The organism is Herminiimonas arsenitoxidans (assembly GCF_900130075.1).
GTDB classification, from domain to species: domain Bacteria; phylum Pseudomonadota; class Gammaproteobacteria; order Burkholderiales; family Burkholderiaceae_D; genus Oxalicibacterium; species Oxalicibacterium arsenitoxidans.
The window spans coordinates 3,659,613-3,674,725 of record NZ_LT671418.1 but is presented as its reverse complement, the minus strand read 5'-3'; the positions used below and the strand labels follow the sequence as shown (position 1 = coordinate 3,674,725).

General features: G+C 52.2%; 12 protein-coding genes. 8 read left to right on the top strand and 4 right to left on the bottom strand.

What is annotated here, in order from left to right:
* Positions 1-102 precede the first annotated feature (102 nt).
* Both BQ6873_RS17375 and BQ6873_RS17370 read left to right on the top strand, forming a co-directional pair.
* On the top strand, positions 103-639 hold the full coding sequence (locus BQ6873_RS17375) for a GNAT family N-acetyltransferase (RefSeq protein ID WP_083664506.1): 537 nt from the start codon (positions 103-105) through the stop codon (positions 637-639).
* A complete protein-coding gene (locus BQ6873_RS17370; protein ID WP_083664505.1) occupies positions 632-2,155 on the top strand; it encodes an MFS transporter in 1,524 nt (507 codons plus the stop codon). Before BQ6873_RS17375 ends, BQ6873_RS17370 begins: the two co-directional genes overlap by 8 nt.
* Positions 2,156-2,239: 84 nt before the next feature.
* Here the strand turns inward: BQ6873_RS17370 and uraH are convergent, their stop codons facing one another.
* On the bottom strand, positions 2,240-2,593 hold the full coding sequence (gene uraH / locus BQ6873_RS17365; RefSeq protein WP_076594206.1) for a hydroxyisourate hydrolase: 354 nt from the start codon (positions 2,591-2,593) through the stop codon (positions 2,240-2,242).
* Positions 2,594-2,767: 174 nt separating this feature from the next.
* On the opposite strand from uraH, the gene puuE reads away from it, so the two are divergent.
* Together puuE and BQ6873_RS17355 are read left to right on the top strand one after the other, a co-directional pair.
* Positions 2,768-3,718, top strand: coding sequence for an allantoinase PuuE (puuE, locus tag BQ6873_RS17360; protein WP_076593780.1), 951 nt, complete (start codon positions 2,768-2,770; stop codon positions 3,716-3,718).
* Positions 3,719-3,841: 123 nt separating this feature from the next.
* Entirely contained in the window at positions 3,842-4,942 is a 1,101-nt protein-coding gene (locus BQ6873_RS17355; protein WP_076593779.1) for a porin, read from the top strand.
* A 221-nt stretch (positions 4,943-5,163) separates the two neighbouring features.
* Here BQ6873_RS17355 and BQ6873_RS17350 read toward each other — a convergent pair whose 3' ends face one another.
* On the bottom strand, positions 5,164-6,798 hold the full coding sequence (locus BQ6873_RS17350) for an HAL/PAL/TAL family ammonia-lyase (protein ID WP_076593778.1): 1,635 nt from the start codon (positions 6,796-6,798) through the stop codon (positions 5,164-5,166).
* Positions 6,799-6,864: 66 nt separating this feature from the next.
* Positions 6,865-8,145: a urate hydroxylase PuuD gene (locus BQ6873_RS17345; protein ID WP_076593777.1), complete on the bottom strand. Its 1,281-nt coding sequence runs from the start codon at positions 8,143-8,145 to the stop codon at positions 6,865-6,867.
* A gap of 365 nt (positions 8,146-8,510) precedes the next feature.
* Between BQ6873_RS17345 and BQ6873_RS17340 the strand changes: the two genes are divergently transcribed.
* From BQ6873_RS17340 to BQ6873_RS17330, 3 genes are all read left to right on the top strand, one after another.
* Positions 8,511-9,446, top strand: coding sequence for a LysR substrate-binding domain-containing protein (locus BQ6873_RS17340; RefSeq protein ID WP_076593776.1), 936 nt, complete (start codon positions 8,511-8,513; stop codon positions 9,444-9,446).
* Positions 9,447-9,801: 355 nt separating this feature from the next.
* Positions 9,802-11,559, top strand: a complete 1,758-nt coding sequence (locus tag BQ6873_RS17335; protein ID WP_076593775.1) for an allantoate amidohydrolase — start codon at positions 9,802-9,804, stop codon at positions 11,557-11,559.
* 91 nt (positions 11,560-11,650) lie between these two features.
* Complete coding sequence (locus tag BQ6873_RS17330) at positions 11,651-13,303, top strand: methyl-accepting chemotaxis protein (RefSeq protein ID WP_076593774.1); 1,653 nt, start codon at positions 11,651-11,653, stop codon at positions 13,301-13,303.
* A gap of 62 nt (positions 13,304-13,365) precedes the next feature.
* On the opposite strand, the gene BQ6873_RS17325 is transcribed toward BQ6873_RS17330, so the two are convergent.
* A complete protein-coding gene (locus BQ6873_RS17325) occupies positions 13,366-14,265 on the bottom strand; it encodes a LysR family transcriptional regulator (RefSeq protein WP_197685182.1) in 900 nt (299 codons plus the stop codon).
* A 91-nt stretch (positions 14,266-14,356) separates the two neighbouring features.
* Here BQ6873_RS17325 and BQ6873_RS17320 point away from each other — a divergent pair, with 91 nt between their 5' ends.
* Positions 14,357-14,878: a DMT family transporter gene (locus tag BQ6873_RS17320; RefSeq protein ID WP_076594205.1), complete on the top strand. Its 522-nt coding sequence runs from the start codon at positions 14,357-14,359 to the stop codon at positions 14,876-14,878.
* The last annotated feature ends 235 nt before the right edge of the window (positions 14,879-15,113 follow it).

Here is a 15,113-nt window from a genome sequence, read left to right as displayed (position 1 = left end):
CATCTATTTTATAGATGGTACTTAACTTTGTCCAAATCTAATATTGATGGATGATAGTCACCGTTACACAACAAATAGGCTCTTTTTAGAACCAAAATAGTCATGAACCAAAAATCCATTTCTCCAAAAACTGTCACCATAAGCTGGTGTACAGACGCGGCAAAGATCGAGGCGCTTACCCAGCTCTTCGTGATGAATGCACGCACAGAATACATCTCACACTCGGAGCTGCAAGGCCCGCGTGCAGAAACGCCTACCCGCTGGCGTGGCGATCTTGCTGCAACGCTACGTGAAGAGTTCAAAATAACCCTCGCACAAAACCCATCAAGTGCAGACAGCTTGATCGCGGTTGCAGACATCGACGGCGTGATCGCCGGGATGGCGCTTGTTTCTATTGGCAATCAAGATGCGTCCACTCCTTATGCCTCGCTGGACGATCTGATCGTGCACCCGGACTATCGCGGTGCAGGTCTAGGCCATCAATTGATCGTATGGGTAGAACAGCAAATGCTGGCACGCGGCATCAAACGCCTGTTCCTTGAAAGCGGCGTAGAGAATCATGCCGCCCATCGGTTTTTCAAGACGCATGGTTTTCAAACCGTATCCGTCGTGATGATGAAGGAGCTCAGCCATGAATAAGCACGCACTGACACACTCTCCTGCCATCCCTTCCTCCAGTCGGTGGCTGGTATTGGCCATCGTTTCCATCGCGCTACTGCTGATCGTCGTCGATATGACGGTGCTGTATACGGCACTGCCACGTCTGACAGCCGATCTGTCTGCATCGGCTTCTGCCAAGCTGTGGATCGTCAACATTTATGCCTTGATCGTTTCCGGACTGTTATTGGGAATGGGGACGCTGGGCGACAGGCTGGGACACAAGTCTCTGTTTATTGCTGGCCTTGTGATCTTCTGTATCGCCTCTTTGTGCGCGGCCTATTCACCAACATCCGGCGCATTGATTGCATCGCGTGCACTACTGGCTGTTGGTGCAGCAATGATGATGCCGGCAACGCTATCCATCATTCGCTTAACCTTTACCGATGAAAACGAACGCTCTGTCGCGATTGGTATCTGGGCAGCAGTCGCATTTGGCGGTGCCGCGCTGGGACCTGTCGTCGGTGGACTGTTGCTTGAATACTTCTGGTGGGGTTCTGTATTCCTCATCAACGTGCCTATCGTACTGGTGGCAATACCGTTGGCATGGATGTATATACCGAAAGGACAAGCGAACAAGACACGTCCTTGGGATTTTGTAGGCTCCTTGCAGATCATGGCTGGCCTGGTCGGCGTAACGTATGCCCTCAAGGAAATCGGCAAGCGTGAACCTTCCTGGGCAATCGCTGTTGTTGCGCTGTTGATCGGTATCGTATTTCTCGCCATTTTCGTGAGACGCCAGCAGCGTAGTTTGCATCCGCTCATCGACTTTTCTCTTTTCAGAAATACGATGTTTTCATCCTCCGTAGCCGCAGCAATCGTCTCTGCTGCTGCACTCTTGGGGATGGAGCTGGTATTTACTCAGCGTTTGCAATTAGTGCTCGACATGTCACCGCTGGAAGCGGGTATTTTCATACTCCCGCTCTCGCTTGCAGCCTTCGCGGCCGGCCCACTGACGGGGCGTATATTGCCGCGTCTGGGTAGTGCTTTTGTCTTGTCGCTTTCACTGCTGATATCTGGACTGGGCATGGGTGCATATTTGTTTCTGCATGATGCAGCAACTGCCATACAGATCGCATGCTTGATCGTGCTCGGCGCTGGTATCGGTGCGGCCATGACGGCGGCATCCAGCACGATTATGCAAAGCGCGCCTACTGACCGTGCCGGTATGGCCGCGTCTATCGAGGAAGTTTCTTACGAATTGGGTAGTGTCGTCGGTGTCACGCTCATGGGCAGCATCTTGTCCCTGGTGTATGCAAGCCGACTGGTATTACCCGACAGCATGGCCTTGCCAGACATCACCTGGGACAGTCTGGATGAAGCGCTCATCGTGAGTAAAGACCTGACGCCGGATATGGCGCAGATGGTCAATGCTGCTGCTCGCACTTCATTCGATGGTGCATTCGTAGCTGTTATGGCGACAGCCACATTGTTGTTGCTTGTTACTGCAGGCATTGTCTGGTGGACTAACCGTAAAGCCGCGTCTAACCGGCTTTGAATGACGAGCTGCACTTAGAAAAACGCCCCTATTTACTTACGTAAGTAGGGGCGTTGTTGTTATCACCGTGGCTAAGCGAGATATTCAGCTACCTCGGTAAGTCGAATATGACCAGGGCGACACCACCAAAGGTACGTGATAATTCTGCGTTGCATCTGCAATGCCGAAGGCCAGCACAACTTCATCAACAAATCTCGGCGATGGCAAATCCACCCCCTGCCCGGCAAAATAATCGCCGGCGGCAAATACCAGTTCATAGCGCCCAGCCTGCATTTCATCGCCTTGCAACAAGGGCGTATCGCAGCGACCATCCTGATTGGTAGTCGCGTTCTTGAGTAGTTTCTTGCCAGTATCGTTGACGGCATACAGCGCTACTTTGACGCCTGCACCAGGTTTTCCCTGCGTAATATCCAACACATGTGTACTTAGTTTTCCCATCATTCCCCCTATTTTTCAGTGCCGCATTACTCTTGGTCTCTGGCGCAGATCATATACCGCTAACCTTTGATCTATATACGATTCACCTTATATCAATCATCACTTCAGCAGACATAATTCAATGCAAATACACATAAAGCCGCATCACGCGTCATCACGACAAAGGCTGGAGACATGAGCAAGCAATCTTACCCCCGCGATCTAATCGGTTACGGCCGCAAGCCGCCGCATGCCCTATGGCCTGGACACTCCCGCATCGCTTTGCAATTTGTCCTGAATTACGAAGAAGGCGCAGAAAACTCTGTACTCGACGGCGATGCCGGTTCAGAAACCTTTCTTTCCGAAATCATAGGCGCACAAAGTTTCCCGGCGCGCCACATGAGTATGGAATCGCTTTATGAATACGGTTCCCGTGCCGGTCTGTGGCGACTGCTACGCATGTTTGAAGAACGCAAGATACCGTTGACCATTTTCGGCGTAGCCCGCGCCTTGCAACGCAATCCTGAAGCCGTCGCCGCCTTCCGTGAACTCGGTCATGAAATCGCGGCGCATGGTTTGCGCTGGATCAGCTATCAAAACATCGATGAAGCAACCGAACGCAAACATATAGCCGAAGCTGTTTCCATCATTCGCGAACTGACTGGTAGTGCGCCGCTGGGTTGGTACACCGGTCGAGATTCTCCCAACACGCGCAGACTGGTAATGGAACAAGGTGGTTTTACCTATGACGCAGACAGCTATGCCGACGACCTGCCGTACTGGGAGCAAGTTGCCCATCACGATGCAAACGGCAAGCCGGTCACGACGCCACAACTGATCGTTCCTTACACGCTAGATACCAACGACATGCGCTTCGCCGCACTGCAAGGCTTCAACTCTGGCGCGCAATTTTTCGACTATTTGAAAGATGCGTTCGACGTCTTGTACCGCGAAGGTGATCCACAAGGATTGAACCAGCCGAAGATGCTGTCGGTCGGTCTGCATTGCCGTCTAATCGGTCGACCTGGACGTGCGGCAGCTCTGGCCCGCTTTCTGGATTACGTGCAAGCACATGATCAGGTGTGGATAACGCGTCGTATTGATATCGCCAACCATTGGCGCGCTACCCATCCGTTTTCCATCTAATTTCTCAAGTTTTTTGTACCGGCGTGGCGGTTCCACGGATAGCTGTTCAGACACAGACGTGTGTTTCTTCAGATGAAGGTGACCAGAAGTATATTTTCTATATATAAAAATCAGGAGACAGGGATGTACCCAGCTAAAAACAAGTTCAAAAAACTACAACTCGTTATTGCCATCAGCGCAGCGGTCGCGCTGCCGGCAATGGCACAATCATCAGTCGAAGTAACGGGTCTGGTCGATAACTATGTCGGTTCGATGAAATACAGCGGCGACACAGGACGTACCAACAGCGTCAACAGCGGCGGCTTGACCACATCATGGTTCGGCTTCAAAGGCACCGAAGATCTCGGTGGCGGACTCAAAGCCAAATTCAATCTGACTTCCTTCTTCCGTGCTGACACCGGCGCTTCCGGCCGCTTCAACGGCAATGAAACATTCTTCTCCCGCGATGCCAACGTCGGCTTGGTTGGAAACTTTGGTGCGATTTCTCTCGGTCGCGATTTAGCGCCCAACTTCTTGCCATCGATTTTGTTCAATCCGTTCGGCGACTCATTCCAACTGTCGCCACTGATCTTGCACATGGATGTACCTTGGTTCAATGCATCCGGCTGGACCAACACGATAGCCGGCGACACCGGTTGGAGTAATGAAATCATCTATACCACGCCAGATATCGGCGGCCTGAAAGCCAACTTCCATTACCAGTTTGGTGAAGTAGCAGGCAAGTCAGGTAAAAACAACGTCGGTGCCAACGTCTTGTACTTCAATGGTCCACTGGCACTGACTGCGTTCTACCAAAAGGTGAAAGTCAACAATCCTCTGGAGCAATCGCAGAACAATGTTCAACCCGCGACCAATGTTCCACTGCTAAGCGGCATGACAGCAGCACGCCAAACAGCATGGTTTGTCGGTGGTAGCTACGACTTCACTGTGGCCAAGCTGTTTGCCACCTACAACCAAACTGCGCATGACATAGACTTCAAGGACAAGACTCTGCAACTCGGTACCAGCATCCCGCTGGGCCAAGGTGCGATACTCGCTTCATGGGCTAATACCAAGCGTGATGGCCTGGCAATCGGCTCTGCACTCAAACGCAATACCGCATCAGTTGGTTACGACTACAACCTGTCGAAACGCACTGATCTGTATGCGATCTATATGTACGACAAGATTACCGAGCAATCCGTAGGTAACAGTTTGGCCTTGGGTCTGCGCCATCGCTTCTGATGGTTCAATAGCTTGATACAAACAAGCTAATCCCATTTCAAACGCGCAGCTTGTTTATACAAGTTGCGCGTTTTTTATTTAGATTCGTGCATGAATAAATGATGTTTCGTTTGATTTTTAGATGTTAAAGACAATAAAAAAGAGCCACGATAACGTGGCTCTTTTTTATATTCGGCGGCAAACAAAGCGATCGATATGATCGCTCCGCCTTCTAACTACAATCAGACAAATTCACCAATCTGCTTGACCACCGCCTCACGCACCGATCCACTGGTTACAAAGGAATGCGCCATCTGGATATCGTTGTGGAACCAGCGATCACCGTCCAGACAAGCCGGAATCTGCTGGCGGATCTCGTCATACGCTGCCTGCGTCCCTTGTCCCAGCACAAAGCCCGGCAATAAATCTTCCGTCATCGTCAGCGCTTGCGCTGCCAGCAACATCTCCACACCGATGATGTATTGCGTATTGGTGACGACCGTCGCTGCCTTGCGTGCGCACCAGGTCGAGTTCGAGACATGATCCTCGCTATTGCCTTTGGCCGGAATGCTGTCCACGCTGCCCGGCATGCACAGCGTACGGTTTTCCATCACCAGTGAACTCAAGGAACATTGCACCACCGGATAGCCAGTGTTGACGCCGCGGACACCACTCATCAAGTTACGTGGCAAGCCCCATGACAAGGTTGGATCGATCAGACGTGCCACACGGCGTTCGCAGATGCTGCCTAGATCGGTAATGGCCATCGCCAGCAAATCCATCGCTTGTGCGAGGTATTGGCCATGGAAGTTACCGCCGGAAATGATTTCAAAGCCACCACCTTCTTTGCCAAAGATCAGTGGATTGTCGGTAGCGGAGTTGATTTCCTTGTCAATGATGTTGTCGATGTAGTCCAGTGCATCGAAGACCGGGCCGTAGACTTGTGGTGAGCAGCGCAATGAATAGACGTCTTGAATACGGGCGCTGTAGGGAATATCTGTACGGCGTGACTCTTCCGGGAACTGTACGGCACGTGCTTCATGCGTGGTGCGGGTGGAACCCGTCAGCAATTTGCGGATGATGGCGGCGGTCTTGATTTGACCGGCGTGTGGACGGGCTTGCTGGATGCGGTGATCGAAGGCGGCCATTTCTGCACGCATGGCTTCCAAGGTCAAACCGAGTGACAGGCAGGCGTCGCTCAGCAAATTACGGGCGTCCCGTGCGACCAGAACAGCAACTGCCAGCGAGGCGGTACAACCGTTGATCAGGGCGGATGCATCCTTAGCTTTCAGGTCGAACTTGACTGGGCCTACACCGGATTTGGTAATGGCTTGTGGTGCACTCATGCGCTGACCTTGGTACATCACTTCTGCTTCGTCGAAACCGGCAATGGCTGCGGCCAGATAGGACAATGGGGCCAAATCGCCGGAAGCGCCAACTGAACCCTTTTGCGGCATGATGGGATGGATACCTGCATTGATGAAGGCCAACAGGCGATCAACCACTTCTACCCGTGGTGCCGAGTAATTGCTGGCGAAGGCATTGGCACGCAAGAGCATGGTGGCGCGGCTGACTTCTTCCGAGAACGGTTCACCGATGCCGGCGCAATGCGCCTTGATCAATTGGGTCTGGAACAATTCGATATGTTCAACCTTGATGCGGGTGTCTTTCAGCAAACCTACACCGGTGTTGAAGCTGTACATCATCGGTGCTTCGTCGTGCATCCAGGTCGATTCGATGTAGTCGCGGCTTTCTTTGAGGGCAGCGCGGGAAGTAGCAGCCAACGCAACCTGGGCGTAACTACCGTTCTGTGCGCGCGCAACTTGAATTACCTGCTCTGCTGTCAGGGTGAAGCCGTCTATCGTGATTGTGGTCATATGTTTCCTCGTTATATTTTTTATGATGTTTTCAGTATCGGCTAGGCGAGCAACTTCTTGCGCTTTTTATTTCGCTCCAGACTCGAACCATGTCCCAATCAAGGCACGCTCTTCATCTGTCATGTGCGTCATATTCCCTAATGGCATGTCCTTGGTTTGCACAACACGCTGATAAACCTTGGTCGCATGCTGGCGTATCAATTCTGGCGTTTGCAACATCATGCCAGCAGGAGCTGTAGCAAATCCTGCTTGCGTCGGCTGAGCTGAATGACAACTGGCACAGCGCTGCATAATGACGTTTTGCACATGCTCAAAATCACTTGTCGTCGTAGCTGCCACTGCTACAGGGCTAGCTACTGCCGCGGTCGTTGCTGTAGCCGCGACTGCTGGAGCTGTCACAGCAGCTACTGCGGGTTTCGGTATCGGACGCGGTGCAATCGCAATGGCAACTGCCACCAATAACAACACACCTGCAATCGGATAAGCCAACGATACTTTGCCGGCATGACGCAGATTAAAGAAGTGACGAATCAGTACGCCCGCTGCCATGATCGCTGCCAACACCAGCCAGCTATAAGCATGCGTGTATGTCATCGCGTAATGATTGCTGATCATGATGAACAACACCGGCAGCGTGAAATAGTTATTGTGCACACTACGTTGCTTGCCGCGTTTGCCATAGATGGGATCTGGCGATTTTCCAGCTTTCATCGCTTCGACCAGTTTGCGCTGTCCAGGAATAATCACCATCAACACATTACCAACCATGATCGTACCGATCATCGCACCGACATGAATGTAAGCAGCACGACCGCTCAACAAATGAGTCAGCACATACGTTGCACCGACAATAAACACGAACATGACGATGCCGAGCAAACCTTCGCGCTTGCCCAAGGGCGAACGACACAGCAAATCATAGACAACCCAACCAACTAGCAAGGTGCCAAGACCGACGCCGATAGCCTGCCAGGAAGACAAATCAGCGACTGACTTGTCTATCATCATGGCTGATGCATTGAAGTAGTAGACGATAAACAACATGGCAAAACCGCTGAGCCAGGTTGCATACGCTTCCCATTTAAACCAGTGCAATTCTTCCGGTAACTCTTGCGGTGCAACCAGATATTTTTGCGGATTATAAAAACCGCCACCATGCACAGCCCACAATTCGCCAGAGACACCCTTCTTGGCCAAGTCGCTGCCTGGCTTGGGAGGACGGATAGAGTTATCGAGCCAGACAAAATAAAACGACGCGCCGATCCAGGCGATGCCGGTAATCAAGTGAAACCAGCGCACCAGCAGATTGAGCCACTCGACGCCGTACGATACGAATAATGCTTCCATGTCTTCCCCACGTTTGATTCTCATCCGCCACTGCGCGCTCTGCAAATGAGCAGGACTATGCGTCCCGAATTGGTCGTATCTGTCAGTAACGAGACTGGTAGCAGCGTATTACGCCACACCTTCCCGCTACCGAACATGCCGCTGCGACCTTATGATCTTCACAACATCCAGCCACACAGATTTATATACCTGCTTGCAACCAGACTATTGGAACGATAAACGTCCCAGCCACTTAATACATTGCTGATCTCTTATATTTGACATATAGAATTTGATATACAACAATGAGTTCGAAATGTGGGACATTCGGTATTTGATTTATCCCGAATGTTTGCCTGCGTGCAATCACCTACCGGAGACAACGAATGTCCAGGCTGCCCGATCATCTCGATATCCATCTGATTCGTATTCTTTATATGCTGCTGTGCGAAAAGAATGTCTCGCGCGTGGCATTGAAATTGAATCGTCCACAACCATCCATTTCAGCGTCCTTGCGCAAATTGCGTGAGCTGACTGGCGATCCTTTATTGGTACGTGGAGCGCGCGGCATGGTCCCGACCCAGCATGGCGAGAGCCTGATGAAGTCGGCCAAACGCATACTCGATGAAGCAGAACATCTGTTCATTCCGAAGACGGCCTTCGTGCCGCAAGAAGAAGCGCGCACCTTTCACATCGCCGCACCCGATTACATGAATACGCAATTCTTTACGGAAGTGATTGCCCGTCTGCGTCGCGAGTCGCCAAAAAGCCACATCGTCATTCATGCGCTCGGACCGGAAACAGATTACGTGCGATTGCTGTCAGATGGCGAGCTTGATCTGGTGATCGCCAACTGGGATGAAATGCCCGAGCACCTGCACCTGTCTAAACTGTTCGATGATCCTATTGTCTGCTTGATGCGCTCCGATTGTGCCTACGCGCGACGCACCAGTGCTGAAGATATGACGATAGAAGATTATCTGAGCTTGCCGCATGCAGCACCGTCACAAATTCTGCCCGGCTATCACGGCACGATCGATTCTTTTCTGGAAAAACAAAATCTGCAACGCAATGTTGTGGTGGAGTCAGCCCATTTCCGCATGCTGCCTTATATGGTGGCGCAAACGGATCTGGTATTGACTGCAGGTCAGCAATTCGCACGCTTTTACGAAAAGACGCTAGGGCTCAAAAGTTATACGGTACCGATCAAATTTCCGCCATTACGTTTTTACCTGTTGTGGCATGAACGCGTGCATCAGGCTACCGAACATAAATGGCTCAGAGCGCAAGTCAGCGCTGCCGCCAAAAGCATGACAAAGTAAGGCTTCCCGGCCTTCCCTTTATATCCGAATCTAGAATTCGACTATTTGCTATTCCATATATCGTGCTGTGCAATTTACTTTAGTATCGACTCACAAACCTGCAGCTTAAAAAGCGATGCAGAGTAAATTAAAACATTCAGGAGACAGCCATGGAAAGCAATAGCCATCCAGTGGATAAAAGATACGCGATAGCAAAACTCGCGACCCAAGCATAGCCATTACTCCGATGATCAACGGCACTTTTTCCGAAAAATGCCGCTCTGCCCATACGCCATTTTCACGGCGGCCAACGGCGGGACTCACTCGCTCAGCATACAAGACAAGGATCGGTCAGACCTAAGCTGCCGATAAGAACATGACGACTCTGGAACATTTGAATAACTGCGACACGAAAACCTTCGTGGACACTCTGCACGGCATCTATGAGCACTCTCCCTGGATACCGGAAAGAACCGCAGCACAACGTCCGCTACGCAACATCACAGCACTCAAGCAAGCCATGCAGGAAGTCGTTGCGCATGCCAGCCGCGAGGAACAGCTCGGTCTGATCCTGGCTCACCCGGAATTGGCAGGCAAGGCAGCGATTGCAGGCGAGCTGACAGCAGAATCAACTGGCGAACAAGCCCAGGCTGGTTTGCATTTATGCAGCCAGGAAGAATTTACAGCGCTGCAACAACTCAATGCCAACTACAACGCCAGATTCGGCTTCCCTTTCATCCTCGCAGTCAAAGGAGCAACTGGTAAAGGACTGACGCGCAAAGCGATCATCGCCACATTTACACGTCGCCTCAGAAACCATCCTGAAGATGAGTTACAAGAAGCGCTGCGACAAATCGGACGCATCGCAGAAATGCGCATCAACGATTTGCTCGGTCATGTTCCGACATTAGGCAATGCCGTGATGGCATGGGCCGAAGAAATCGGTGACTGGAGTGAAGACGAAAATGGTCTCACTTGCACATACATGACGCCTACCCATAAACGTACTGCTGAACAACTGGCGAACTGGATGCGCGAAGCCGGCATGTACGCGCACATCGACGCCGTCGGTAACGTGGTTGGCCGTTACTTGTCTACCGATCCGGCAGCCAAGACTTTGATCACCGGCTCGCATTACGATACCGTGCGTAACGCCGGTAAATATGATGGTCGCGAAGGTATCTTGTTACCGATAGCCGTCGTCAAACACTTGCATGAGCGCGGCGAGACACTGCCATTTCATTTTGAAGTGATCGGATTTGCAGAAGAAGAAGGCGTACGCTTCAAAAGCACTTTCCTCGGTAGCAATGCCGTGATTGGCCAGTTCGATCTGTCTCTACTCGATATTACAGACCGTGACGGCATCAGCATGCGCGACGTGATCACGCAAGCCGGACATGACGTCAACACGATTCCATCGATTGCCCGCGATGCAAGCGATGTGCTCGGCTATGTCGAAGTACATATCGAACAAGGGCCGGTGCTGCTGCAACATGGCTTGCCGGTCGGCATCGTCACCTCCATCGCAGGTAGTTCGCGTTACCTGATTGAGTTGCAAGGCGTCGCCAGTCATGCCGGCACCACGCCTATGACTATGCGCAAGGATGCTGCCGCTGCCGCTGCTGAAATCATTCTCTACGTTGAACAACGCTGCGCCCAACATCAAAGCGCATCGCTGGTTGGCACGGTCGGCCAATTGCAGGTGCCAAACGGATCAACCAACGTCATCCCCGGCCGCTGTGTACTGTCGCTGGATATACGCGCTGCGGTTGATACAGTACGCGAAGCCGCCGTCGCCGATGTATTGCAACAAATCGCTGACATTTGCACACGACGCAATATCGAATACAAGGCAGAACAAACAGTTTCCGCGCCGGCCGCACCATGCGCACCATGGCTGATGCAACAATTATCAGAAGCAACAGAACGCGCTGGCGTACAGCCATTCAAGCTTGCATCCGGTGCCGGTCACGATGCCATGGCGATCTCCAAAATGACCGATGTCGCCATGCTCTTCACCCGTTGCGGCAACGGTGGTATTAGTCATAACCCTCTGGAAACCATGACAGCAGATGATGCTGAAGTATCCGGCCAAATCCTGCTCGATTTCTTGCGCAACTTCCAAGCAAAGTAAGACACAACACCACGACGAATCAAAAACATCCTATGAGCCACAGTCCATCCGCGACTGTGGCTTGCGATCACCCTTTCTTAAAGGTAAACCCATGAAGATGCTTGCCAACATGAAAATAGGTCAGAAGTTGACTCTCAGTTTCGGCATCGTGATTGCATTACTGATCGTCATTACCGTACTCAGCAATACCCAATTGCTACAACTCAACAACAGCATCAATCTAATCACCAAAGACCGTTATCCCAAAACGGTGCTAGCCAACACCATACAAATTCAAGTCAACAAGATAGCCTTGAACCTGCGCGACATCATGCTGAGCAGCGATCCGGCCAAAATAAAAAATCTGCTAGACGACACGCAGCTGGCAGATAGAAAAATGAATGAAGGTCTGAACCAGATCAAGGCCATTGCACAAACCGAAGAAGACAAGCGGTTTATCAACGTTGCCATCAACGCCCGCGATCAATATGTCCCGGCGCGCGACGCCCTGCTGCAACTGGCACAAGATGGCAAGACAGCAGAAGCCCAAGCCTATCTGGATAATGTCTTCATGCCGGTACAGGTCAAATACTTTATCGCACTGGATGCGATGTTCGACTATCAAGGTGGCTTGATGAGTGCAGCTGGCAACGCTGCCAGCGGTGACTCCGGGCAAGCACGTACGATCATCAATATATTGGCCGGTATCACTCTGCTGCTGTCGATTGCAGTGGGCTGGTGGGTGACGCGCAGCATCACCCGACCACTCAATACAGCAGTCGGCGTCGCCCGACGCGTGGCTGAAGGTGATCTGAGTGGCACGGTGCTCGTCAAGACGACCAACGAGGTCGGTCAGTTGATGGCCGCATTGAAAACCATGAACGACAATCTACACCGCATCGTCACGCAGGTACGCAGCGGCACCGGAACCATCGCCAGCGCCTCCAGCGAAATCGCCAGTGGCAATATCGACCTATCGTCGCGTACAGAACAACAGGCCAGTTCACTAGAAGAAACCGCATCCGCAATGGAAGAGCTGACCTCGACCGTGAAGCAGAATGCAGATAATGCACAACAAGCCAATCAGCTTGCTGTCTCCGCCTCGAATGTAGCGCGACAAGGCGGTAGCGTCGTCAATCAGGTTGTCGATACGATGGCAGCAATCAATGCCTCATCGAAAAAGATTGTCGACATTACCGGCGTCATCGACAGCATTGCCTTCCAGACGAATATTCTGGCGCTCAACGCCGCGGTCGAAGCTGCACGCGCCGGCGAGCAAGGACGCGGTTTTGCGGTAGTGGCATCTGAAGTACGCAGCCTGGCACAGCGCAGCGCGGCGGCGGCCAAAGAAATCAAAGCACTAATTGATGACTCAGTCGCAAAAGTCGACAACGGCAGCAAGCTGGTACAGCAAGCCGGTCTTACCATGAATGAAGTCGTTGCCAGCGTGGGGCGCGTCACCGAGATCGTCGCCGAGATCAGTAGCGCCAGCCAGGAACAAAGTGCGGGTATAGAACAAGTCGGACAAGCCATCACGCAGATTGATGAAGGCACACAGCAAAATGCTGCACTGGTAGAACAATCCGCCGCCGCTGCGCAATCGCTACAGGATCAGGCCGATCAACTGATGCAGGTGGTCAGCATTTTCAAACTCGAACGGCAAGCTGTGGAGATATCTACTTCTCGAACGGCACCAGAAAAACTGCGTCTAGTGAGCACACCAACCATGCCGCAACGCACAGCTATCGCCAGTAACGCTGCCTGATGTCGCACTGATACGCGCTTAGCGATAGCTAAGCTGCGTCGTAAATAATTGCCTGACTCACTTCAATCTGCACAGGCATTTTCCGCGATCCGCTCGCGCAACCAAGTCAGTGCCTGCTCGTCATCACGTCGCTGGTGCCAGACCAGCACAAACGAAAACGCAGGCACTTTAAACGGCACCGGAACCACTGCCAGTTCCGGATGCCGTATCTGACGCAAAACTCTGGAAGCAACCGTCAGTATCAGATCGGTGCCGGCTATCAATTGCGGTGCCACACTCCAATGCGGCAGAGCAACGGCCACGCGCCTGTGTTCACGTATCGCAGTCAGTGCCTGACCAACCTCCACTGCACCGCCGCCGCGCCCAACACCGACATGTGGACGCGCAAGATAATTTGCGAGAGTTAATTTACCGCCTGACGATAAAGTGCTTTTATCCAGCAGACAGGCAAAGCTTTCTTCAAACAGACTGGCAGAGCGCAACTCTTGCGGCATATTGGGGAACACACCGGCGGCCAGATCAATTTCACCATTCAGCAATTGATCCAGCACTGCATCGCGACTGCCTTGCGTAATCACCAGATCAATACCCGGCGCTTCGCGGCGGAGATCTCTTACCAGATTCGGTAACAGCAAGGCCGCGCCATAATCCGACATCGCCAGACGAAAACTTCTTCTCGCCACAGCTGGCTCAAACACGTCCGGTGTCAGCAACGCTTCCACCTTCGCCAGCGCTTCAGCCAGCGGCTCTACAAGGTCCAGCGCACGCGGCGTAGGCACCAACACACTACCGACACGTTCAAGCAAGGGGTCATCCAGCAACTCGCGCAGACGAGCGAGCGCATGGCTGACTGCCGGTTGACTCAAATGTAAACGCTCGGCTGCACGCGTGACATGCCGCTCAGCCAATAAGGCATCCAGTATCACCAGCAGATTGAGATCGATGCGACGCAATGTATTCATTTCATGCATGTCCTGGATAGGTAAATGGAATTTCACTTTGCCGAGTCGATGAAATAAAGTTTCAACAAATCTTCAATGAAAAGGATACATGATGCATTTGATTCAATCACTCGTAATGATGCTAATCGCTGCCGGCGTCGGTGCGATGGTGCCATTGCAAGGCGGCGTCAACGCGATACTGGGAAAAGGCCTTGGACATCCGCTGTGGGCGACACTGGTTTCGCTGCTGCTCAGCATCTGCGTATTGCTGCCGCTCATCTTGCTGCTGCGCCTGCCCATGCCTTCCATGGACTTTGCATCCAAAGCACCGCTCTGGATCTGGTCCGGCGGCCTCTACGGCGTCATTTTCATTTCATTGGCGCTGATGCTGATACCGCGATTGGGAGCGATGGGCTTTGTTGGTGCCGCCATGACAGGGCAAATCATCGCGTCGCTGGCACTCGATCATTTCGGCATGCTCGGCCTCGCAACCAAGCAGTTAAGCAGCGGACGCGTACTCGGCGCCCTCCTCTTGATCGCAGGTGTAGTCGTGATCCAGCTCAGTGGGAACAACAGCCCTGTTGCAGAAAAAGACACGCCCTTGCCCATCGCAGGACAAGCCGCTTTGCGCTAGCCGCACGCAAGGACAAATCGGCTTTCAATTCAGCCGATCCATCCATCATGTACGACGTGGCAAACACCGCCGAGCAACGCGAAATGAGCTGGATTTTCATTTGAGATGAAAATCCAGCGGTCACGTCTGCTATCTGCAACAATCGATATTGAAAAACCTGCAAAATAAGCCAGAAAACAACACCGGACAGGAGATGGCAATGCATGTACCAGCCGACAGGAGTTGTTTATCTGCA

Excerpts from the sequence above, each read along its gene's own strand:
- BQ6873_RS17375 (WP_083664506.1), top strand. The coding sequence starts at position 103 with ATGAACCAAAAATCCATTTCTCCAAAAACTGTCACCATAAGCTGGTGT.
- BQ6873_RS17370 (WP_083664505.1), top strand. The coding sequence starts at position 632 with ATGAATAAGCACGCACTGACACACTCTCCTGCCATCCCTTCCTCCAGT.
- uraH (WP_076594206.1), bottom strand. The coding sequence starts at position 2,593 with ATGGGAAAACTAAGTACACATGTGTTGGATATTACGCAGGGAAAACCT.
- puuE (WP_076593780.1), top strand. The coding sequence starts at position 2,768 with ATGAGCAAGCAATCTTACCCCCGCGATCTAATCGGTTACGGCCGCAAG.
- BQ6873_RS17355 (WP_076593779.1), top strand. The coding sequence starts at position 3,842 with ATGTACCCAGCTAAAAACAAGTTCAAAAAACTACAACTCGTTATTGCC.
- BQ6873_RS17350 (WP_076593778.1), bottom strand. The coding sequence starts at position 6,798 with ATGACCACAATCACGATAGACGGCTTCACCCTGACAGCAGAGCAGGTA.
- BQ6873_RS17345 (WP_076593777.1), bottom strand. The coding sequence starts at position 8,145 with ATGGAAGCATTATTCGTATCGTACGGCGTCGAGTGGCTCAATCTGCTG.
- BQ6873_RS17340 (WP_076593776.1), top strand. The coding sequence starts at position 8,511 with ATGTCCAGGCTGCCCGATCATCTCGATATCCATCTGATTCGTATTCTT.
- BQ6873_RS17335 (WP_076593775.1), top strand. The coding sequence starts at position 9,802 with ATGACGACTCTGGAACATTTGAATAACTGCGACACGAAAACCTTCGTG.
- BQ6873_RS17330 (WP_076593774.1), top strand. The coding sequence starts at position 11,651 with ATGAAGATGCTTGCCAACATGAAAATAGGTCAGAAGTTGACTCTCAGT.
- BQ6873_RS17325 (WP_197685182.1), bottom strand. The coding sequence starts at position 14,265 with ATGAATACATTGCGTCGCATCGATCTCAATCTGCTGGTGATACTGGAT.
- BQ6873_RS17320 (WP_076594205.1), top strand. The coding sequence starts at position 14,357 with ATGCATTTGATTCAATCACTCGTAATGATGCTAATCGCTGCCGGCGTC.